Source organism: Corynebacterium sp. AOP40-9SA-29 (genome assembly GCF_052377405.1).
GTDB lineage: Bacteria > Actinomycetota > Actinomycetes > Mycobacteriales > Mycobacteriaceae > Corynebacterium.
Genome location: NZ_JBQSWR010000006.1, coordinates 77,373 through 96,549 on the forward strand (window position 1 = coordinate 77,373; position 19,177 = coordinate 96,549).

Consider the following 19,177-nt stretch of genomic DNA (forward strand, 5'->3'; position numbering starts at 1 on the left):
GCCGTTCACGTTCCAGGGACCGGTGGTGCGACGCGGCATCGACGGGGTCTACCCGAACACCCCCTACCCGCGGTCCACGACGGACCAGCGTCTCCTCGATGAGCAGCCGAACACCGACTGGTTGCACTCCGACCCGTGGCGAGTGATGCGCATCCAGTCGGAGTTCGTGGAAGGCTTCGGGGCACTGGCCGAACTTCCCAAGTCTGTCACCGTGTGGGGTTCCGCCCGTGTCGCCGAGGACCACCCTTACTACGCCATCGGGTGTGAACTGGGCCGCCGCCTCAATGAGGCGGGCTATGCCGTGATCACCGGTGGCGGGCCGGGACTGATGGAGGCGCCGAACCGTGGTGCTGCAGAGAGCGGCGGGCTGTCGGTGGGTCTGGGCATCGAGCTGCCCCACGAGCAGGGGCTGAACTCCTGGGTGAACCTGGGCCTGAACTTCCGCTACTTCTTCGTGCGCAAGATGATGTTCCTGAAGTACGCCCAGGCGTTCATCTGCCTGCCCGGCGGCTACGGGACTCTCGACGAACTCTTCGAGGCCCTGGTGATGGTGCAGACCGGCAAGGTCCGCCAGTTCCCGATCGTGTTGCTGGGCTGCGACTTCTGGAGTGGTCTGGTCGACTGGATCACCACACGGCTGGTGGACGAGGGCATGATCTCGGAAGGGGACCCGGACCTGTTCCTGGTCACCGACTCGCCGGAGGAGGCGGTGGCGTACTGCGTTGCCGCGCACCAGGGGCAGGTCGAGGAACTGGAGGAGAAGCGCGCCCGCTTGCTGCAGGAACTCCAGGAGCTGGAGGACCTGGAGAACCTCGGGAAGCAGGCCGGGACGACCGGGGATCTCGGGTAACCTCGGCTTCCATGTACCTGCTTATCACCGTCATCGCCGCCCTGCTCGCGGGCCTGGTGCTGGTCTACCTCGTGCTCGTGGTCTTCGACCGTGAACCGGCGGCACCGGGCAGTACCAGGGCTGAGCGATTGGCAGGCAAGCGGGACGCTAACCTGCGCATCGAGGGGCTCACCGTCCAGCTCGCCGAGCGGGACGCGACGATCGCCGAATTACGCTCCGACCTGGGTTTTGATCCGGGTACCGACCATGAATCCGAGGAGAAGCTCCAGTGAAGAGGATCCCGAACCTACCTCGACCGACCCCGGAGATCACCGTTGGCACCACGGTGACCGGCAGTGACGTGATCGACTGCCGGGTACTGGTCGACGAGAACCCTGTTGGCTCTAGTGCGAACCCTGCAGCCGACCTTGCCGCCGACCTTGCTGCCGATGGTGTCTGGGAGGTGCACGTTCCCGCGGAGCCCACCGCGTTGACCGACCTCACCGAGCTGGCCGACGAGCCGCGTCTCGGCGACGACGGTTGGCGTAGCGCCGGCGCGGTGCTCAGTCGTCGCCTCAGCACGCTCATCGCCGCCCACCCGGTTCGGGCGAAGCGGCATACCGTGCAGATCCGAGTGCCGAAGAGCGCCACGGCACAGAATCTGCGCAACCTCTCCCTGGGCATCGTCCTGGGTGGCCGCCCCCTGGTTGTGACCAGGAAGGACGCGGCCGCGGAGGTGCGTTCCGTGCACCTTGATGTCAGTGATGTCAGTGATTTCGGTGGCTCCGACGGCAATGGTTCCGACGGCGACGCCGTCGCCATGGTCAAGCGAGTGGAGGACGCGGTGCAGCGCGGGAGGGTGCTCGGGGCGGCCACCATGCTGGCCCGCGACATCGACGCCGTACCGTCGCCGACAGCGACCTCGGTGTGGTGGCGACGCAAGGCCAAGGCCGTGCTCGGCGACGTGCCGGGCACCCGGGTGAAGACCCACGGGCGCGGATGGCTGCAGCGCAAGGGATTCGGCGGACTGCTGGCCACCGCGTCCGCCGGGACAAGCGTCAATGATCCCGAGGGCGAGGACGAGGTGGGCCTGGTCGAGATGTTCTGGGACCCGGCAGCCGCGGAGGGCGACCTCACCAATGAACGTCCCGACATCCTGCTCATTGGCGGCGCAATCGTGCCGGCGGTGATCCGCGCACTCGCCGAACTCAAGGGGCCGAAGAAGGTCGTCGGCCTCGTGCCTGTGCACGGCTACAGTCCGCCGGTCTCTGTTCCCGGGCGGGCGAAAGCAGTGGTCGAGCATGTCAATGGCACGACCACGCAGATCCCCGGGTTCAGCGGGGCGGCTGAACGGGCGGAAGTGTGCCGGCGACTGGCTGCCGCGGACGCAGTGGCCTACGGCGTCGAGCGCTACCGGCCGCGCCGGGTGGTCGTCGTCGGTGGGCTGACCACCGCGTCGAAGTCGGCGCTCGGCGAGCTCACTGGTGCTGTCAGCGGTGACCCGCGCGACGCCCAAGCCGTCCGACGGGTGACGTTGCGCGGTGCCCGCGTCGGTGAGAGGTGGTGGCCGCTGCCGTCACCGGCACACCTGGAGAAGAAGGTGAGCACCCGCGACGCCGACGTCACGGCGGTCTTCGACGGCCCCGACGCGTTGGCGGTGCCGTTGTTCCTGCGTCGTTTCGCCGCCGGAGTGCCCTGCACGGTGCTCGACATCACGGGCCCATCGTGGTCCGAGTCGGTCCGTGGTGAGCTGGACCGGGGTAGCACAGGATTCGCGGCCAGGACTCTTGTAGAGTGGTTCCGGAAGTAGCCGACCCGGTTCTTCATAGACCTTTTCCTGATTAGTCCCGCTACCGAGGGGAGACCTCGCACCCGTGCTCTCTGATGTCATCGACCTTCTCGCCGACCCGGTGGACGGCACCCTGTTGCGCGCCGGTGACGACGCGTGGAAGACCCTGGTGTCCGACTCCGGCCACAACTACGACGTGGCCCGCCAGGGGTACGTCACCCTCGCCGGCGGCGCGGGCCTGCGCTACTCCGGCGACGACGCCGAGATGATCCAGGCGCGTGAGACCTTCCTCTCCGGCGGGCATTTCGCCCCCTTCGTCGAGGCGATCACCGACAACGTCGGCCACGCCCTCGACGATGCCGGTGTCGCCGACGATGTGCACCCCTCCATCGTGGAGATCGGTGCAGGCACCGGCTACTACCTGTCGCACACGCTGGACTCCATCGTGAACTCGCGGGGTGTGGGCATCGACGTGTCCGTACCGGCGGCCAAGCGGCTGGCGTCCTGCCACCCGCGCATCGGCGCCGTCGTCGCGGACGCCTGGTCCCGTCTGCCGCTGCGCGACGGTGTCGTCGACGCGGTCACGGTGATCTTCGCTCCGCGCAATGCCGCCGAGTTCGCCCGCGTCCTGTCCCCGGAAGGGCAGGTCGTGGTGTTAACTGCAGACGCTGGCCACCTCGCCGAACTGCGTGAACCGCTGGGCATCATCGATGTCGAGGAGGGCAAGGTCGAGCGGATGATTACCCAGGCATCCGGCCACCTGGTGCCCGTGGGCGAGCCGCAGAACGTGGAGTTCGAGATGACTCTCGACCAGGCGTCCATCGCCGCGCAGATCGGTATGAGCCCGTCCGCCCGTCACATTCACCCGAAGGTGCTCGCCGAGCGGATCGCAGGGTTGCCTGAGACGATGACGGTGACTGCCCGCGCGGCGATCACCCGCCTGAAGCGCGACCCGCAGCTCGGCTAGACCGAAGGCACTGCGTACCGGGGGAGGGCTGGGGCCGGCGGCCGGGGGAGGGCCGGCCGGCCGGAGAATCTACTCGCCGGGGTCGATCCCTGCGGCGAGGTCGCGGTCGGCCAGCACGGCCTCGCGGATGAGTTTCTCCTGCTCCTCCGGGTCGTCCAGGTGGGCGAGCTGACGCTGCAGCTGGCGTCCCAACGACTCCATCGCAGACAGCACCCGGGCCCCTCCGGTGGCGCGGACGGCGAACCTATCGAAGGAACCGGGGGCGGTCAGGGCGGTTGTCAGGGAGACCAGGCCGCCGTCGGCGAAGACCTCACAGACCGGGCCGTCGACGAAGATGGTCAGGGTGTCGCTGTCCCCATCGGCCAGGGGAGCCGAACGGGTGTCGCCGTCGCGGGTGACGGAGACTTCCTCCCCGGAGTGGGTGATCCCGAGCAGGACGTTGCCGTCGGTGTCCAACACGTCGACAGTGGCTGAACCGGTCTCTACCGACAGCTGTGCGGTGTAGACCGCCGCACGGTCGGTGTAGGAGCGCACTGCGGTGGGCAGCCCGATGACGTCCTGGTAGAGGTGTCCGTCGCGCAGGCTGAGGAAGCGCGGCACCGACAGGCAGTTTGCCCACGTCGCCGGCTCATCGCCGTCCTCGCTGTGCGGGAAGGCTCCCACCAGCCCGGAGATCACCGGCCGGGTGCCGTGCACCAGGCGGGGCCGGGTGAAGTCATGGCCGTGATCGAGGACCTGGAAGTCCGTGGCGGTGCGGAAGGTGGTCCCGTCGAGATCGCCGACGATGTAGCCGGTCGTCTCGCCGGACTTCGAACCGGCCTGGCTGTCCGCCAGGCTGTCGTCCGGATAGGTGATGAACAGGACCACCCGGTCCTGCTCCGTGCCCAGGTCCGTCATCAGGGTGATGCGCGGGGCGTAGGGGCGTCCCTCGGGGACGGACTCGCCGACGAAGGCGAGCTCGCCGCGCACGGTCCAGGACTGGCGATCGGGGGAGTCGAGGACCACGATGCGGGCGTCCTCGTCGTCGACGAGATCGAGGGCAAGCATCGTCCAGCCCTCGCCGCGGCGGACCACCGACGGGGTGGCGAGGTTGTGGATCGGGAAGGCGGAGTCGTCAATGTCAACGGCACCGAGTCGCTCGACGAAGGGGGAGACCACGCTGGGGTCGTCGGACACCTCGGTCGTGGCGGAGGCGAGGTCGGCGATGCGCGCACGCTGGAGCGTGAAGTTTCGGGCACCCCGTCGGCCGTGGGCGACGACATTGGACTGCAGGGAGGACGGCGCGGCGTCCGAGCCGTCCGACGCGTCTGCGGCGGCGGACGTGGTGACGAAGAAGAGTTCCACCCCGTCGCCCACCGGCACTGAGGAGCCAGCGAGGCAGTCGATTTCGTCGTCGCGGGGAACAAGGACGTCGTCGCACACATCCCAGCCGTAGGGGATTCCGGAAGCGACCTGGTGGGCCCACCGGGCACCGGCATCAGGTCGTGGCCGGAACTGGTGGAAGACATGGAGGGACTCTCCCCGGCTCAGGGCTCCGGCTGGGGCCTCGAGAACGCCGACTTCCGCGGTGACGTGTAGTTCAGGTCTGTAGCGGTTCACGTCATCCCTGTATACCACCGTTACCAAAGTCGGGGCCGTGGAATCGTCTCCACCGTCCCCGCCGTCCGGACTACCGCGAGGCGTGTGTGGTGATCACGGTGCACCCAGCCCCCAGGGGCAGTCGTGCCACGGTGACGTTGTCGAGGGACCGCAGGTGCTCCTCGGCGTCGGCGGCGGCGCGGGTCTGGCGGTCCGAGTTCTCCGGGTCGCCCAGGGAACCGTCCAACAGGGAATCCAGCAGGACCAGGACGCCGCCGGGGCGCAGAACAGGCAGCGCGGCGTCCACCGTCGCCGTGAGGTGCTCCACGGCGGACTGCGAGACGATGATGTCGTAGGAGGAGGTCGCCAGTCGCGATACGCCAACCAGGGGTGCCGAAGGCAGGAACCGGTAGGCGTTGGAGCGCACCCCGGCGGCGTTGAACGCCGAGCGTGCCAGCGTCTGATGCTGGACCTCGGGGTCGATGCAGGTGACGTGGCCCCCGCCGGGCAGCCCGGCGAACAGGTGCAGGCCGATCACTCCGTAGGCCGGAGACATCACGACCGCCGTGGGGGAGGCGCTGGTGACCTGGGCCGCGAGGAAGGTGAGGAACTCCCCGGTCATGGCGTCCGGTGTGAGCAGCCCGTACTCGTTCGCCGAGTCGCGGGCGGCGTCGAGCGTCTCGTCGGTGGCGGCCGTGCTGTTGACGTAGTCGCGGACGGCGTCGAGGGCGGAGCTGGATTCTGCGTTCACGGCTGTAACTGTAGGTGCGACGGGGGGTCTGAGTCGTGACCGCCCCCGGCGAGTCGCCACGGCTCGCGGGCATCGTGGTAACAGTGAATACCAGTGTGAACATTGTGTCTGGAGGGGTGTTGCAGCGGTATTGCCACGGAGGGTAGCGAACCGATATATTCAGAGGGGAATTCACTTGCTGCCTGGTCCTCTCGGTAAGCCCGCCTGAACCTCACAGGAAAACCGAAGCGACCAGGTACTCCGTGGCAATGCACGTGCGTGAGGATGGACATCATGAACACCGCAGCAGACCCCGGCACCACCGGGGGTACCGACGCCTTCGACCGCGGTGAGGGCGACATGCCGAGCTGGAGCGAACTGGTGCAGGAGCACGCGGACAGCGTTTACCGTCTGGCTTATCGGCTCAGCGGCGATCGGCAGGACGCCGAGGATCTCACCCAGGACACTTTCATGAGGGCGTTCCGGTCGCTGAAGTCCTACCGTCCGGGCACCTTCTCCGGGTGGCTGCATCGCATCACCACGAACCTCTTCCTGGACATGGTCCGCCACCGCGGAACGATCCGCATGGAGGCTCTGCCGGACGACTACGACCGCGTTGAGGGCACCCGGCTCGGGCCGGAGCGCGCCTTTGAGATGAGCAACCTTGACCCGGCCCTTGAGCGGGCGTTGGACGATCTGAGCGCGGAGTTCCGCGTCGCGGTGATCCTGTGCGACGGGCTCGACATGACCTACGAGGAAATCGCGGACACCCTCGGGTTGAAGATGGGCACAGTGCGCTCGCGCATCCACCGGGCGCGGACCCAGCTGAGGGCCAGCCTGGAACGCTCCGCAGGCGAACTCAGCTACGTGCCGCAGTCTTAGCGCTATCATCGATGGCAACGAAGCCATTGAGTCCGTTGATGCCGGACGGCGCACGGTAGGTGCGAGGCCGACGAGGAGGTCCAGTCATGTCGGAAGTCGGGCGACTATCAGATGTCGGTCATCTGACCCCTGAGGTCGTTGCGGCACTGGTGGACGGGGAACTGACCCGGGGTGCCGAACACCGGGCCCGGATCCACCTGGTGCACTGCGGGGAATGCCGCGAGGAGGTTCGGGCGCAACGCCAGGCCGCAGAGCGACTGCGGGGCAGCATCCCGATGGACGAGGTCCATGTCTCCGGCAGCCTGATGAGCCGGCTGGCACGCATCCCCGATGACTGCGCCGGCACTGGCCCTGAGCCGCTGGACGCGGCGGCGGAGCACGACCCCGTGGGCATCGACGGGTGCCGCCGCCCGGACAGCCTGACCGGCCGCATGGCGGCGGCCGCCCGCAAGGTGCAGCGTCGGACGACGGGTAGGGCGGTGAATGGCCGCTCGAAGTCGCCGCGTCAGCAGGGGGAGGGCTAGGATCGAGATGTTGTCAGTACCGAGAGAGCCGAGAGATCTGAGAGAGAGGCGTGCCAGGTGTTCTCCAGCGTCGGGTGGGGCGAGATCCTCATCATTGTCGTCGTGGGCATTATCGTGGTCGGGCCCGAACGCCTGCCCCGACTGATCACGGACGTCAAGGCCCTGCTGCTTGCCGCACGCAATGCCATCGCTGATGCGCGTAAGGAACTCGACCAGGACTTCGGGGAGGATTTCGAGGAGTTCCGCAAGCCGCTGTCGCAGCTCAACAGTGTGCGGCAGATGGGGGCCAGAGGATTCATCACCAAGACCCTGTTGGACGATGATGACAGCTTCCTCACGGACCTGGAGTCCTCGGCGAAGGATGTCACCGGTGCAATCCGGGGGACCGGGGCGCGGGTCTCTGGTCAGGCTCCGAAGAACCCGCCGCGCCCCACGGAGGTTCCTGCAGACCCCGCCGTAGAGGCGGCCGCAGCGCCAGAGACAGACACCGCTCCAGCTGCGAGTGGGGATGAGCCCCGGGTGGAGTTGCCGCAGCAGGACGAAGTCGGCCAATCCCGGGACTGGGGACGCTCGGAAAACTACGACGACACCATGTAGACCAGACAGCGTTGGCCAGACAGATCAGGCGCCTCACCCGACAAGGTGAGGCGCCTGAGGCATATCGGGGCCGACTACTGGCCGGCAACACCGAGGTTCAGCTGACGTCCGGCAAGGGACTGACGGCGGGTTGAAAGCTTGTCAGCGATCGCTCCCAACGCCTTGCCCGCGGCCGAGTCCGGTTCGGAGATGGCGATCGGATTACCGAGGTCACCGCCGATACGCAGGTTCGGGTCCAGCGGGATCTGCCCCATCAGCGGAACTTCCCCGCCAGTGAGCTGGCTCAACCGGTCGGCCACAACCTGACCGCCACCGGTGCCGAAGATGTCCATCCGACTACCGTCAGGCATGTCCATCCAGCTCATGTTCTCGATGACCCCGCCGATGCGCTGACGGGTCTGCTCCGAAATGCTCCCGGCCCGTTCGGCGACCTCGGCCGCCGCCGTCTGCGGAGTCGTGACGATCAGCAGTTCAGCGTTCGGCACGAGTTGGGCGACGGAGATCGCCACGTCGCCGGTTCCCGGCGGAAGGTCGAGCAGCAGGATGTCCAGGTCGCCCCAGAACACGTCCGCCAGGAACTGCTGGATCGCGCGGTGCAGCATCGGCCCACGCCACACCACCGGCGAATTGCCCTCGAGGAAGTGACCGATCGACATGATCTTCACACCGTGGGCCTGCGGCGGGATAATCATGTCATCGACCTGGTGCGGCCGGTGGTTCGAGCCCATCATGTGCGGCACCGAGTGGCCGTAGATGTCGGCATCGACGACGCCGACGTTCAGCCCCCGCTTGGCCAGCGCAGTAGCCAGGTTCACCGTGACCGAGGACTTGCCGACACCACCCTTGCCGGACGCCACGGCGAAGACACGCGTCGTGGACTCCGGCTGGGCGAAGGGGATGACCGGTTCGGCAACGCCGCCACGCAGCTGGGTGCGCAGTTCGCGGCGTTGCTCGTCACTCATCACGTCCGTGGTCACCGTGGCACTCTCGACGCCCTCCACGCTCTCCGCGGCCTCGCGGGTGCGCGTGGTCAGCGTGGACTTCATCGGGCAGCCGGCGATGGTCAGGTAGATCTCGACGGCCACGGTCGAGCCGTCGACATCGATGGACTTGACCATGCCGAGTTCCGTGATCGGTTTATTGAGTTCCGGGTCCTCGACAGTGTCCAGGGCGCTGCGAACTGCTGATTCAGTGACAGTAGACATTGACCCCGATGATACGCCCACCCCGATTCAGGGCCAATCGCCGTGTGCGCTCGACGATCCTCCCCGTCCCGCCGACCCGCTGTCGCTGTCATCCTGGAGTTCGTCGTGGCGGCGGTCCTCCAGCTTGTCCTCGATACGACGCAGGACGTCGCCGAGGTCGTCCAATTCGCGGCGCAGGTAGTCGCGGGTCACGTTCTCTCCCACGGCGATGCGCAGGCCAGCGAGTTCGCGGGCCAGGAACTCGGTGTCGGCCTTGGTCTCCTCGGCACGTCGGCGATCCTCGTTCAGGGATACACGGTCCCGGTCGTCCTGGCGGTTCTGGGCAAGCAGGATCAATGGTGCCGCATAGGCGGCCTGCGTGGAGAACGCCAGGTTGAGCAGGATGAACGGGTAGACGTCCCAGTTCCACCAGAAACCGCCGACGTTGAGGCAGATCCAGACGATCACGATGATCGTCTGCCACATCAGGTAGCGGCCGGTGCCGAGAAAGCGGGCGACTTTCTCGGCACCGAAGCCCACCGCGTCGTCGTTATAGGCGAACAGGCGGCGGCGAGGCCCCGTCGACGGGGTGTCGAGGTCGGTCCGGGAGAAATTGTCGGGCATGGGGAGTCTCTTTCTCGTCAGGCGGACGCGGTGGTGGTGTCGGCCTGGCGGTTGTTTCGCCAGTCATCGTCGCGCCAGTTCTCCGGGAGTAGGTGGTCGAGCAGGTCGTCGACGCCCACGACGCCGAGAAGGTGGGAGTCCTCGTCCAGCACCGGCGCGGAGACCAGATTGTAGGTGGCAAAGTAGCGCGCCGCGGTCTCCTCGGTGTCCTCCGGATGCAATGCCGGCAGATCCAGGTCCAGGATGCCGCCGACCAGAGACGACGGTGGCTCGCGCAGGAGCTTCTGCAGGTGTACGCACCCCAGGTAGCGTCCGGTCGGGGTCGCCTGCGGCGGCCGCACGACGAAGATCAGTGAACTCAAGGACAACGGCACCTCGGGGTTGCGCGCGTGCGCAAGCGCTTCGGCGACCGTCGCCTGCGGGGTGAGGATGATCGCGTCCGAGGTCATCAGCGCACCGACGGTGTCGGGGGAGAAGCTCATCAGACGGCGAACCGGCTCGGACTCCTCCGGATCCATCAGCTCCAGCAGGACGTCTGCCTTGTCCCCGGGCAGCTCGCCGAGCAGGTCGGCGGCGTCGTCGGGGTCCATCTCCTCCAGAATCGTCGCGGCACGCTCGATGTTGAGGACCTCGACAATTTCGGTCTGTTCGTCGTCAGGCAGCTCGGCGATGACATCGGCCAGGCGTTCGTCGTCGAGTTCCGCGGCGACACGCAGCCGGCGTTCCCGGTCCATGTCCCGCAGGGCGTGGGCGACATCGGCGTTGCGCATCGTGGCGAACTCGGCGATCAGCTCGGCATCTATGTCCACCGGCCCGGTACCCGAGGCGGACAGGCCGTGGACGTGCGTGAAGGGGATCACCGCCGGGGTGGTGCGCCGGCCCAGGCGTCCGCGGGTGAACACGGCGACCCGGCTCAACTCCCACTCACGAGTTCGGGTGCGCTCCAGTTCTACGTCGGAGATCTCCACGGCCCGTCCGGCCAGGTGACTGAATTCGGGGTCGTCGGTGTGCACCATGGCTCCGACGAGGTCCTCCATCACCGTGATCTCACCGGAGCGGGAGCGGAAGGGACGCAGGCTCACCGAGCTGGTGTTGAGCGTGACTTCCTTCGGGTCGATGGAGGCGATGCGGCCCATGGGAAGGAAGATTCGGCGCTTTGAGCCCACTTCCGCGACGATGCCGAGAGCGACCGCGCGGGTGGAGCGCACGGTCAGCACAACGTCGCGGACACGTCCGAGGGACTCACCGTCCGCGCCGAGTAAGAGCATCCCGGCGAGACGGCCGGCGAAGAACCGTGTGGTGTTCCGGCTGGAGTTCCTGCCGGGGTTCGCAGTGGAGTTCATGGAACTAGAGGTTACGGCACAGCTTCCTGTGACCGCGCCCTGAACCGGCCTCTACGGCTTCATTCCGGAACCGCACTGCAGGTATCCTGATTCGGATGTCGAGCTTCGGATGTCGAGCTCCTGCCAAATGAGCGGAAGGAAACCATGTCACGTCTGATAGCCGGTGGCCTGTGCGGGATCGCGCTCATCCTCGCGGTGTTGGGGAGTCCACTGTGGATTCCCCACGCCGTGGCGGCGGTGGTGGCCACGGCCGGGGCGCTGCTCTCCGACCGCGCCCGGTGGTGGGGGATCGTTCCCTGGCTGGCGCTGGTGGGCGTGTATCTCGTGGCATGGTGGTGAGATGAGTGTGAAAGGCTGGGCCGGTGGCGGACGAGACGACGGACAGGACAGGTACATGAGCGCTCACGGGAATTCGGTGCATGCCGGACGGGGGATGCGCGCCGGCACGCGCCGCATGGCGATTGCGGTGTCGGTCGTCGTCGTGGCGGCGGGGGCCTCGTCCTGCGCGGCCAGTGGTGTCACCGGCCCGGCATCGGTGGCCATGAGTGAGGAAACCTCGGGTCCGGTGTACCTGGGTGTCACCGATGATGCCGTCCAGCAACGCCTGGAGGGGAGGTACCGCAGCGCTCTGGAGTCGGCGGACCGTGACGTGGAAGTTAGGGACGTCACCACCAGTGACCGATTGGACAAGCTGCACAACGGCGAGGTCAGCGTCGTTATCGGATGTGTCGGTGAACTCCTCGATGAGCTCGACCCGGTCAAGGGGCAGGAATTGCGGGGTCTCTACGCCGAGGCGCAGGAGGAGGAGGAGGAGGGGATCGACGCCGCACAGTGGCGCGACATCGCCCACTCCACGATGTTCTCGGCGCTGCCGACGGACCTGCAGGCCAGCGACCCCGGTGAGGTGTCGGCGTGTGACGATGACTCTTTGCCGCAGAACTTCGTGGCGGTCTACCGCAAGACCGCGCTGGAACGGGCGGACCGGCGGGCATTGAACAATGTCGCCGGAGGCGTGTCCGACGACGATATCGCTGAGGAATCGGCTGAAGGCTCCTAGCGGCCCAGAACATGCCGGAGGCCCGGCGGGAATCTCTCGGTTCCCTCCGGGCCTCCGGCGTTCCCCACTCGCTGCCGGTGACGGCAGGGGCGGGGGCGAGGACGCTACTTGGCGAATGCCTCGTTGAGCAGCTGCTCCTGCTCCAGCTTGTGGACCTTGGCCAGGCCAGTCGCGGTGGACGACTGGGCGCGGCGGGAGACGCGCTTCAGACGCAGTCCCTCGATGCGCTCCGGCAGGTTGAGGGCCAGGAACGGCCACGGGCCCTGGTTGGCGGGCTCGTCCTGCACCCAGCGGTACTGGGCGTTCGGGTACCGGTCCAGGATCTCCTTGATGCGGTTGTGCGGCAGCGGGTGCAGCATCTCCAGGCGGGCGATGGCGACGTCGTCGCGACCGTCCTCCTGACGCTTCTTCTCAAGGTCGTAGTAGATCTTGCCCGAGCAGAACAGGACGGTGGTGACCTCGTCGTGCGTGGCCGCGGAGTCGGCCAGACGCGGGTCGTCGAGCACCGAGCGGAAGCCCTTGACCTCGGTGAAGTCCTCCACCGGCGAAGTCGCGGCCTTGTTGCGCAGCATCGACTTCGGGGTGAAGACCACCAGCGGACGACGCATCGTGCCCATGGCGTGGCGACGCAGCAGGTGGAAGTGGTTCGCCGGAGTGGACGGCTGCGCGATGGTCATCGACCCCTCGGCGGCCATCTGCAGGAACCGCTCGATACGGGCGCTGGAGTGATCCGGGCCCTGCCCCTCGTAACCGTGGGGCAGCAGCATGATGACGCTGGAGAGCTGACCCCACTTCGCCTCGCCGGAGGCGATGTACTGGTCGATGATGGTCTGGCCACCATTGACGAAGTCACCGAACTGGGCCTCCCAGGCGACGACGGCGTCGATGTTGCCCACCGAGTAGCCGTACTCGAAGCCGAGACCGGCGAACTCGGTCAGCGGGGAGTTGTAGGCACGGAACGATCCGCCGTTGCCGGACTCCTCGGCGAGCTTCTCCAGCGGGCTGTAGGGCTCGGTGGTTTCGGAGTCGAAGAGCACGGCGTGGCGCTGGGTGAAGGTTCCTCGCAGGGAATCCTCACCGGCCAGGCGCACGAGACGTCCGTCCTGGGCCAGGGTGGAGAAGGCGAGCAGCTCGCCGAAGGCCCAGTCGATGCCGCCGTTGCGGGTCATCTCGTGACGGCGCTTGACGACCGGCTTCACGCGCTGGTGGACGTTGAAGCCCTCCGGGACGCCGGTGAAGGCGTCTCCGACAGCCTCGACGACCTCGCGGGAGATGGAGGTGTCCAGCCCACGGGTCAGGGCCTGGGAACCGGCGATGCCGGTCTGCTCGGCCGGGGCGGTGCCCTTCTCGGCCTCGCGCACCTGGTTGAAGACCGTCTCCAGCTGGCCGTGGAAGTCATCGGCGGCGCGCTGGGCGTCCTCCTCCGACAGCTCGCCACGTCCCACGAGGGTGTCGTGGTACAGGGCACGCACGGTGGCGCGGTCGTGGATGCGGTCGTACATCTCCGGCTGGGTCATCGACGGGTCGTCGGACTCGTTGTGACCGCGGCGGCGGTAGCAGACCAGGTCGATGAAGACGTCCTTGCCGAAGCGGCGACGGTACTCCACGGCCAGACGGGCGACCCAGACGACTGCCTCGGGGTCGTCGCCGTTGACGTGGAAGATGGGGGCGTCGAAGCCCTTCGCCAGGTCGGTGACGTAGTGGGTGGAACGACCGGAGTCCGGGGTCGTGGTGAACCCGATCTGGTTGTTGACCACGACGTGCACCGTGCCGCCGACGGAGTAGCCGTCGAGGCGGGCGAGGTTGATGGTCTCCTGGACGATGCCGAGGCCGGTGAAGGCCGCGTCGCCGTGCATCAGGATCGGCATGATCGGGTGCTCGGCCTGGCTGGACGAGATGTCCTGGTGGGCGCGTGCGAGACCCTCCATGACCGGGTTGACTGCCTCGAGGTGCGAGGGGTTCGCGGTCAGGGTGATGTCGATGTCGTTGTCACCGAACATCTGGGTGTACTGGCCGGTCTGGCCGAGGTGGTACTTGACGTCACCGGAGCCGCCGGCGACCGTCGGCTCGATGTTTCCCTCGAACTCGGTGAAGACCTTGGAGTACGGCTTACCCACGATGTTGGCCAGCACATTGAGGCGACCACGGTGGGGCATACCGATGACGACCTCTTCGAGGCCCTGCTCGGCGGCGGAGTCCACGGCGGCATCCAGCAGCGGGATCAGCGACTCGGCACCCTCGAGGGAGAAGCGCTTCTGGCCGATGTACTTGGTCTGCAGGAAGTTCTCGAAGGCCTCTGCGGAGTTCAGGGTCTGCAGGAGGTACTTCTGCTCGGGGTTGGACAGCTTGGGCTGGCCGCCCTCGATCTGCTCCTCGAGCCACTGACGCTCGTCGTGGTCGAGGATGTGGGTGTACTCGGAGCCGACCTTCAGCGTGTAGGCGCGGCGCAGCGTGGCCAGCACCTCGCGGAGGGTCATCTTCTCACGGCCAGCGAATCCGCCGACGTTGAAGCTGCGGTCGTAGTCCCACAAGGTCAGGCCGTGGGTCTCGATCTCCAGGTCGGAGTGGTCGGGGACCGGCAGGCCCGGCTGGGTCCACAGCAGCGGGTCGATGTCAGCGATCAGGTGACCGCGGCTGCGGTAGGCCTCGATGAGCTGCATGACGCGGGTCGACTTGTCGACGCCGATGTTCGGCAGATCCTGGCTCCAGCGCACCGGGGCGTAGGGCACGGCCATGGCGGCGAACAGGTCGTCCCAGAACTCGTCGTTGATCAGCAGGCGGCTGATGTCACGCAGGAACTCGCCGGACTCCGCACCCTGGATGATGCGGTGGTCGTAGGTGGAGGTCATGGTGACGAGCTTGCCGACACCCATGTCAGCCAGGCGGTCCTCGGAGGCACCGGCGAACTCCGCCGGGTAGTCCATGGCGCCGACGCCGACGATGGTGCCCTGTCCGCGGGTCAGGCGCGGCACGGAGTGGCGGGTGCCAATGCCACCGGGGTTGGTGAGCTGGATGGTCACACCGCTGAAGTCGTCCATCGTGAGCTTGCCGATGCGGGCGCGGCTGACGATGTCCTCGTAGGCGTCGACGAAACCGTCGAAGGTGAGGGTCTCGCATTCGCGGATGGCCGCGACGACGAGGTTGCGGGCACCGTTCTTGCTGACCATGTCGATGGCCAGGCCGAGGTTGATGTGCTCGGGGGTGACCTGGACAGGCTTGCCGTCGACGATCTTGTAGTTGTTGTTCATCGAGGGGTGGGCCTGGACGGCCTTGACCATTGCCCAGCCGATGATGTGGGTGAAGCTGATCTTGCCCTTACCGCGGGAGATCAGGTGATCATTGACCATCGCGCGGTTCTCGAACATGAGCTTGGCGGGCATGTCGCGCACGGTGGTCGCCGTGGGGATCTCCAGGGAGATGTCCATGTTCTTGGCGATGGACTTCTGCGCTCCCTTGAGGGGGTGCTCGCCGGCAGTAGGTGCCTCGGCCGGACCCTTGGGTGCCGGGGGAGCCACGCGATCCGGGATCGGGTTAACCGATGCAGAAAGGGACTTCTTCGGGGCCACCGCGCCCTTGGGCTTGGTTGCCTTGGTGGGCTGGGTGCCGCCGGTCTTCTTCGGCTCGGTCTTCGACTCGGACTTGGTCTGTCCGGTCGAAGCCGTAGCGTTGTTGGTCCTCTTGTCGGCGGACGTGCCGTCGTTCTCGGAGGTCGTGGAGCTCGGGGACGTCGTCCCCGATGCGTGGTCAACCTTGTCCGGCCGCTTATTGAAGAGTTCCCGCCATTCCGGATCTACGGACTGGGGGTCTTCCTTGAACTGCTGGTACATCTGGTCGACCAGCCATTCATTTTGGCCGAAATTGGTGCTGTTCACAGCAGGTCCTCGCCTCATTTCATGATGTGGTCAATCTCGACGTTCCACCCTACTACAACACTGGATTTCGTGACCGCGGTGGGGGAGGTATGGAAATTGCCAGTTGAGCGTATGTTTTCAGTAGCTCTCCGAGTTGATTCTAACAGCGCGCCTGTTACCTGGACGAAACCACTTCTGGTGGGCAGGGACGCGCGGCGCAGACTGGGCTAGCATGGTGTCGTTCCGGCAGCCCGACCGCGCGAATCTTGCGCATGCTGCACATCGTTCGGAGGAAGTACCGAGGAGGCGCCCGCCATGGGGTTCTATGAGGATGTTGCTGAGTCGCTGGATGCTGAGGGCATTGAGTCGAGAGTGAATGACGGGACGGTCTTCGTCCCGGTGTCCTCGGATCTCGAGATCCAGTTCGTGGAGATCGAGGAGGGGGTCCCAGCCGGTCTGGTGGCTGCGAACGTCTTCCTGGCTATGGCTGACGTTGCCGAGGACGACGAGGACTTTGAGGCCGCCCTGGTGGGTGTGGTCTTCTCGGTGGAGGAGGCGGTCGCCACCGTCGCCCGCCACATTGCGACCGATCAGGTCGTCGGCGTGATTCGGGATCTGATCGACGGCACGGACTCCCGGATCGTCGATCTGGAGTTTGTTCAGGATCCGGTGGACGCCCTGCGCGTCTCCGCCGAGATTGGGGAGAGCTCGGAGTTGGTGGTCACCCTCGACGGTGAGTCGACCGAGCCGACGGCGCGGGTCGAGTTCATCTCCCTGGGCGACGGGTTCGAAGATCTCATGGACGAGGCCATCGCTGACGTCTGGGACGGCGACTCGGTGGGCGAGGAGTATTCCGAGATGGAGCGCCAGGCCATGTTCCGTGGGTTGGTCAGCAATGTCGCGGAGTTGTCCGAGGAGGTCCTCGACCTCGGTGTGTACACCGACTTCGACCGACTCTTCGACGTCCTCGCCCTGGCGCAGGCCCAGGCTCTGGACTGGGAGGCGCTCCTGGTTCCGCTGGAAACCCTGTGGGAGGAAGACGAGGAAGACGACGAAGACGATGATGAGGACGGTCAGGCCGCGGTGCCGTGATCGGACGCCGGCGCTGCCGCGCGGCCCGGTTCGCCGCTGAGGAGGGCGTGCCACGTCCATTCCATGAGCCCGTCGGTCCGAGCGGGTCCCCCACAGGTCTCCTGTGACACCCAGAGCACGGGGCCGCCGACGAGTGTGCCGGCCTCACCGCTCTCGCCACCGTCGGTCTTGAGCGTCCGGCGAAACAGCGAGTGCACGTCCGTGGTCATGTTCCGGATGGGCGCGGTCAGCTCCGACTTCTCCACCCGGGCGGTCAGGGTGACCAGATGGACGGGCGGCGGCGGTGGGGTCTCCTCCGGTCCGGCTTCCGTGAGCCTGCGCCACATGGTGGTGGAGACCCGGTGGCGGGACATGAACACCTGCGCGGGGCCGGAGGGGAGCGCAATGCGCAGGGACGGGGCCTTCCAGCCGGGGGAGACGCGGATACGGCTGCGCGGGTGGCGCAGGACCGTGGCGCAACGCTCGGCCGCACGGGCCACCGACGGTGTCGGCCTCAGTGCGCTGAGCGGTCGGCGCATCAGCACGTGGATGGATGGTGTGGGCGTGGTGGTGTTCTCCATGCCGGGAACACTACGGCCGGCCGCGGACATGAATCCGCGACCGGCCGCAACTAATCGAACATTCGTTCGAAGTGAGGGGAGGGCTTAGTAGAGCTCCACCGGCGCGACACGCTGGGGGAACACCCGCGGACGGGCACCGGCGATCTCCTCGACAATGCGGATCACCTGGTTGGAGTATCCGTACTCGTTGTCGTACCACACGTAGACGACCAGGTTGCTGCCCTCGGCGATGGTGGCGAGGCCGTCGACGATGCCGGCGTGGGTGGAGCCCACGAAGTCGGTGGAGACGACCTCGGGGGACTTGATGAAGTCGATCTGCTGACGCAGGTTGGAGTGCAGGGCGACCTTGTGGAGGTAGTCGTTGACCTCGTCGCGGGTGGTCTCGGTGTCGAGGTTGAGGTTCAGCACCGCCATCGAGACATCCGGGGTGGGGACGCGGATGGCGTTGCCGGTGAGCTTGCCGCCGAGCTCCGGCAGTGCCTTGGCCACGGCCTTGGCGGCACCGGTCTCGGTGATGACCATGTTCAGCCCCGCAGCGCGCCCGCGCCGGTCACCCTTGTGGAAGTTGTCGATGAGGTTCTGGTCGTTGGTGAACGAGTGCACCGTCTCGACGTGACCGTGGCTGATGCCGTAGCGGTCGTTGATCACCTTGAGTACCGGCGTGATCGCGTTGGTGGTGCAGGACGCGGCGGACAGGATGCGGTCCGAGTCGTCCTCGGTGATGTCGGCGTGGTTGATGCCGTAGACCAGGTTGCGCACGTCGCCCTTGCCGGGAGCGGTCAGCAGGACCTTGGCCACGCCATTGGTCGCGAGGTGCTGGGAGAGCCCCTCGCGGTCGCGCCAGCGGCCGGTGTTGTCGACGAGCACGGCGTTGTCGATGCCGTAGGAGGTGTAGTCCACGGTCGCCGGATCGCTGGAGTAGATGACCTGGATGGGGGTGCCGTTGGCCCAGATGATCTCATTGTCGTGGTCGACCGAGATCGTCCCGTCGAAGGCACCGTGCACGGAGTCGCGACGCAGCAGACTCGCGCGCTTCTCCAGGTCGTCGTCGCCGTTGCGTCGCACGACCATGGCGCGCAGGCGCACGCCGCCGTAGGCGGCTTCGCGGGCAATGAGGATGCGGGCGAGCAGGCGTCCGATGCGTCCGAAGCCGTAGAGGACGACGTCCGTCGGATCCTTCTCGGTGTGGCCACCGACGACCTCGGAAAGCTCCCTCTCGAGGTAGTCGCGCAGCGTCCCGGCGTCCCCGGCCTCGAGCGCAGCCTCGTACCCGGTGGCCAGGCGTCCCAGATCGATCGAGGCGCTGCCGAGGTTCATCTCCACCAGCTCCTGCAGGATCGGCAGGGTGGAGCTCAGCGGCAGCTCACGGTCGGTCACCAGACGTGCATAGCGGTGCGACTTGATCACGTCGACACCGGTCACGTTGATCAGCAGCCGACCGAAGACGGACGTGACGACGTTGTGTTCCCGGTGCAGGCGGGAGAGAAGCGGGAGGATCTGCTCGGCAAGCAGGATGCGCGAGTTCCAGTCGCTCTGGGAATCGGTGGCCGGTGCACTCATGGGTGTGGGA

At 66.8% G+C, this 19,177-nt stretch carries 18 protein-coding genes; 10 read left to right on the top strand and 8 right to left on the bottom strand.

All coding sequences use genetic code 11. The annotated features are described in order from the left end of the window. The first annotated feature begins 22 nt into the window (after window positions 1-22). From ACT3SZ_RS11460 to ACT3SZ_RS11475, 4 genes are all read left to right on the top strand, one after another. Entirely contained in the window at window positions 23-850 is an 828-nt protein-coding gene (locus ACT3SZ_RS11460) for an LOG family protein (RefSeq protein WP_444619032.1), read from the top strand. Between the two features lie 11 nt (window positions 851-861). After that, window positions 862-1,122, top strand: coding sequence for a hypothetical protein (locus tag ACT3SZ_RS11465; RefSeq protein WP_444618728.1), 261 nt, complete (start codon window positions 862-864; stop codon window positions 1,120-1,122). Further along, window positions 1,119-2,639, top strand: coding sequence for an aminopeptidase (locus ACT3SZ_RS11470; RefSeq protein ID WP_444618730.1), 1,521 nt, complete (start codon window positions 1,119-1,121; stop codon window positions 2,637-2,639). The genes ACT3SZ_RS11465 and ACT3SZ_RS11470 overlap by 4 nt, the downstream gene beginning before the upstream one ends. Before the next feature lie 64 nt (window positions 2,640-2,703). Continuing rightward, the gene (locus tag ACT3SZ_RS11475; protein WP_444618732.1) at window positions 2,704-3,585 is read left to right on the top strand and encodes a methyltransferase domain-containing protein; all 882 of its coding nucleotides are present in this window, start codon (window positions 2,704-2,706) and stop codon (window positions 3,583-3,585) included. 69 nt (window positions 3,586-3,654) lie between these two features. Here ACT3SZ_RS11475 and ACT3SZ_RS11480 read toward each other — a convergent pair whose 3' ends face one another. Then, complete coding sequence (locus ACT3SZ_RS11480; RefSeq protein ID WP_444618734.1) at window positions 3,655-5,184, bottom strand: GH32 C-terminal domain-containing protein; 1,530 nt, start codon at window positions 5,182-5,184, stop codon at window positions 3,655-3,657. 70 nt (window positions 5,185-5,254) lie between these two features. Beyond that, window positions 5,255-5,914, bottom strand: a complete 660-nt coding sequence (locus ACT3SZ_RS11485) for an O-methyltransferase (protein WP_444618736.1) — start codon at window positions 5,912-5,914, stop codon at window positions 5,255-5,257. A 273-nt stretch (window positions 5,915-6,187) separates the two neighbouring features. Here ACT3SZ_RS11485 and sigE point away from each other — a divergent pair, with 273 nt between their 5' ends. The 3 genes from sigE to tatB all read left to right on the top strand — a co-directional run bounded on the left by sigE (window position 6,188) and on the right by tatB (window position 7,896). Continuing rightward, on the top strand, window positions 6,188-6,775 hold the full coding sequence (gene sigE, locus ACT3SZ_RS11490) for an RNA polymerase sigma factor SigE (RefSeq protein WP_444618738.1): 588 nt from the start codon (window positions 6,188-6,190) through the stop codon (window positions 6,773-6,775). Between the two features lie 86 nt (window positions 6,776-6,861). Next, window positions 6,862-7,299, top strand: a complete 438-nt coding sequence (locus ACT3SZ_RS11495; RefSeq protein WP_444618740.1) for an anti-sigma factor — start codon at window positions 6,862-6,864, stop codon at window positions 7,297-7,299. Between the two features lie 57 nt (window positions 7,300-7,356). After that, the gene (tatB, locus tag ACT3SZ_RS11500) at window positions 7,357-7,896 is read left to right on the top strand and encodes a Sec-independent protein translocase protein TatB (RefSeq protein WP_444618742.1); all 540 of its coding nucleotides are present in this window, start codon (window positions 7,357-7,359) and stop codon (window positions 7,894-7,896) included. 74 nt (window positions 7,897-7,970) lie between these two features. Here tatB and ACT3SZ_RS11505 read toward each other — a convergent pair whose 3' ends face one another. Genes ACT3SZ_RS11505 through ACT3SZ_RS11515 form a run of 3 tightly spaced genes read right to left on the bottom strand, consistent with a single transcriptional unit; the run spans window position 7,971 to window position 11,047 of the window. Further along, on the bottom strand, window positions 7,971-9,101 hold the full coding sequence (locus ACT3SZ_RS11505; RefSeq protein WP_444618744.1) for an Mrp/NBP35 family ATP-binding protein: 1,131 nt from the start codon (window positions 9,099-9,101) through the stop codon (window positions 7,971-7,973). A 27-nt stretch (window positions 9,102-9,128) separates the two neighbouring features. Continuing rightward, on the bottom strand, window positions 9,129-9,704 hold the full coding sequence (locus tag ACT3SZ_RS11510; RefSeq protein ID WP_444618746.1) for a DUF1003 domain-containing protein: 576 nt from the start codon (window positions 9,702-9,704) through the stop codon (window positions 9,129-9,131). A gap of 17 nt (window positions 9,705-9,721) precedes the next feature. Next, window positions 9,722-11,047: a magnesium transporter MgtE N-terminal domain-containing protein gene (locus tag ACT3SZ_RS11515; RefSeq protein WP_444618748.1), complete on the bottom strand. Its 1,326-nt coding sequence runs from the start codon at window positions 11,045-11,047 to the stop codon at window positions 9,722-9,724. Window positions 11,048-11,191: 144 nt separating this feature from the next. Here ACT3SZ_RS11515 and ACT3SZ_RS11520 point away from each other — a divergent pair, with 144 nt between their 5' ends. Both ACT3SZ_RS11520 and ACT3SZ_RS11525 read left to right on the top strand, forming a co-directional pair. Continuing rightward, window positions 11,192-11,386, top strand: a complete 195-nt coding sequence (locus ACT3SZ_RS11520) for a hypothetical protein (protein WP_444618750.1) — start codon at window positions 11,192-11,194, stop codon at window positions 11,384-11,386. A gap of 55 nt (window positions 11,387-11,441) precedes the next feature. Then, window positions 11,442-12,104: a hypothetical protein gene (locus ACT3SZ_RS11525; RefSeq protein WP_444618752.1), complete on the top strand. Its 663-nt coding sequence runs from the start codon at window positions 11,442-11,444 to the stop codon at window positions 12,102-12,104. Window positions 12,105-12,208: 104 nt separating this feature from the next. Here the strand turns inward: ACT3SZ_RS11525 and ACT3SZ_RS11530 are convergent, their stop codons facing one another. After that, window positions 12,209-15,976 (bottom strand): multifunctional oxoglutarate decarboxylase/oxoglutarate dehydrogenase thiamine pyrophosphate-binding subunit/dihydrolipoyllysine-residue succinyltransferase subunit, encoded by a 3,768-nt coding sequence (locus ACT3SZ_RS11530; RefSeq protein ID WP_444618754.1) that lies wholly within the window; start codon window positions 15,974-15,976, stop codon window positions 12,209-12,211. Between the two features lie 294 nt (window positions 15,977-16,270). Between ACT3SZ_RS11530 and ACT3SZ_RS11535 the strand changes: the two genes are divergently transcribed. Beyond that, window positions 16,271-17,047, top strand: coding sequence for a hypothetical protein (locus ACT3SZ_RS11535; RefSeq protein WP_444618756.1), 777 nt, complete (start codon window positions 16,271-16,273; stop codon window positions 17,045-17,047). Here ACT3SZ_RS11535 and ACT3SZ_RS11540 read toward each other — a convergent pair. Together ACT3SZ_RS11540 and ACT3SZ_RS11545 are read right to left on the bottom strand one after the other, a co-directional pair. Further along, window positions 17,029-17,607 (bottom strand): hypothetical protein, encoded by a 579-nt coding sequence (locus tag ACT3SZ_RS11540; protein WP_444618758.1) that lies wholly within the window; start codon window positions 17,605-17,607, stop codon window positions 17,029-17,031. The genes ACT3SZ_RS11535 and ACT3SZ_RS11540 overlap by 19 nt on opposite strands. 84 nt (window positions 17,608-17,691) lie before the next feature. Further along, window positions 17,692-19,167, bottom strand: coding sequence for a glyceraldehyde-3-phosphate dehydrogenase (locus tag ACT3SZ_RS11545; protein WP_444618760.1), 1,476 nt, complete (start codon window positions 19,165-19,167; stop codon window positions 17,692-17,694). Window positions 19,168-19,177: the final 10 nt, after the last annotated feature.

Bases quoted from the DNA above. Each gene is read 5' to 3' on its own strand.
- ACT3SZ_RS11465 (WP_444618728.1), top strand. From the start codon at position 862: ATGTACCTGCTTATCACCGTCATCGCCGCCCTGCTCGCGGGCCTGGTG.
- sigE (WP_444618738.1), top strand. From the start codon at position 6,188: ATGAACACCGCAGCAGACCCCGGCACCACCGGGGGTACCGACGCCTTC.
- ACT3SZ_RS11495 (WP_444618740.1), top strand. From the start codon at position 6,862: ATGTCGGAAGTCGGGCGACTATCAGATGTCGGTCATCTGACCCCTGAG.
- ACT3SZ_RS11505 (WP_444618744.1), bottom strand. From the start codon at position 9,101: ATGTCTACTGTCACTGAATCAGCAGTTCGCAGCGCCCTGGACACTGTC.
- ACT3SZ_RS11510 (WP_444618746.1), bottom strand. From the start codon at position 9,704: ATGCCCGACAATTTCTCCCGGACCGACCTCGACACCCCGTCGACGGGG.
- ACT3SZ_RS11515 (WP_444618748.1), bottom strand. From the start codon at position 11,047: ATGAACTCCACTGCGAACCCCGGCAGGAACTCCAGCCGGAACACCACA.
- ACT3SZ_RS11520 (WP_444618750.1), top strand. From the start codon at position 11,192: ATGTCACGTCTGATAGCCGGTGGCCTGTGCGGGATCGCGCTCATCCTC.
- ACT3SZ_RS11525 (WP_444618752.1), top strand. From the start codon at position 11,442: ATGAGCGCTCACGGGAATTCGGTGCATGCCGGACGGGGGATGCGCGCC.
- ACT3SZ_RS11535 (WP_444618756.1), top strand. From the start codon at position 16,271: ATGGGGTTCTATGAGGATGTTGCTGAGTCGCTGGATGCTGAGGGCATT.
- ACT3SZ_RS11540 (WP_444618758.1), bottom strand. From the start codon at position 17,607: ATGGAGAACACCACCACGCCCACACCATCCATCCACGTGCTGATGCGC.
- ACT3SZ_RS11545 (WP_444618760.1), bottom strand. From the start codon at position 19,167: ATGAGTGCACCGGCCACCGATTCCCAGAGCGACTGGAACTCGCGCATC.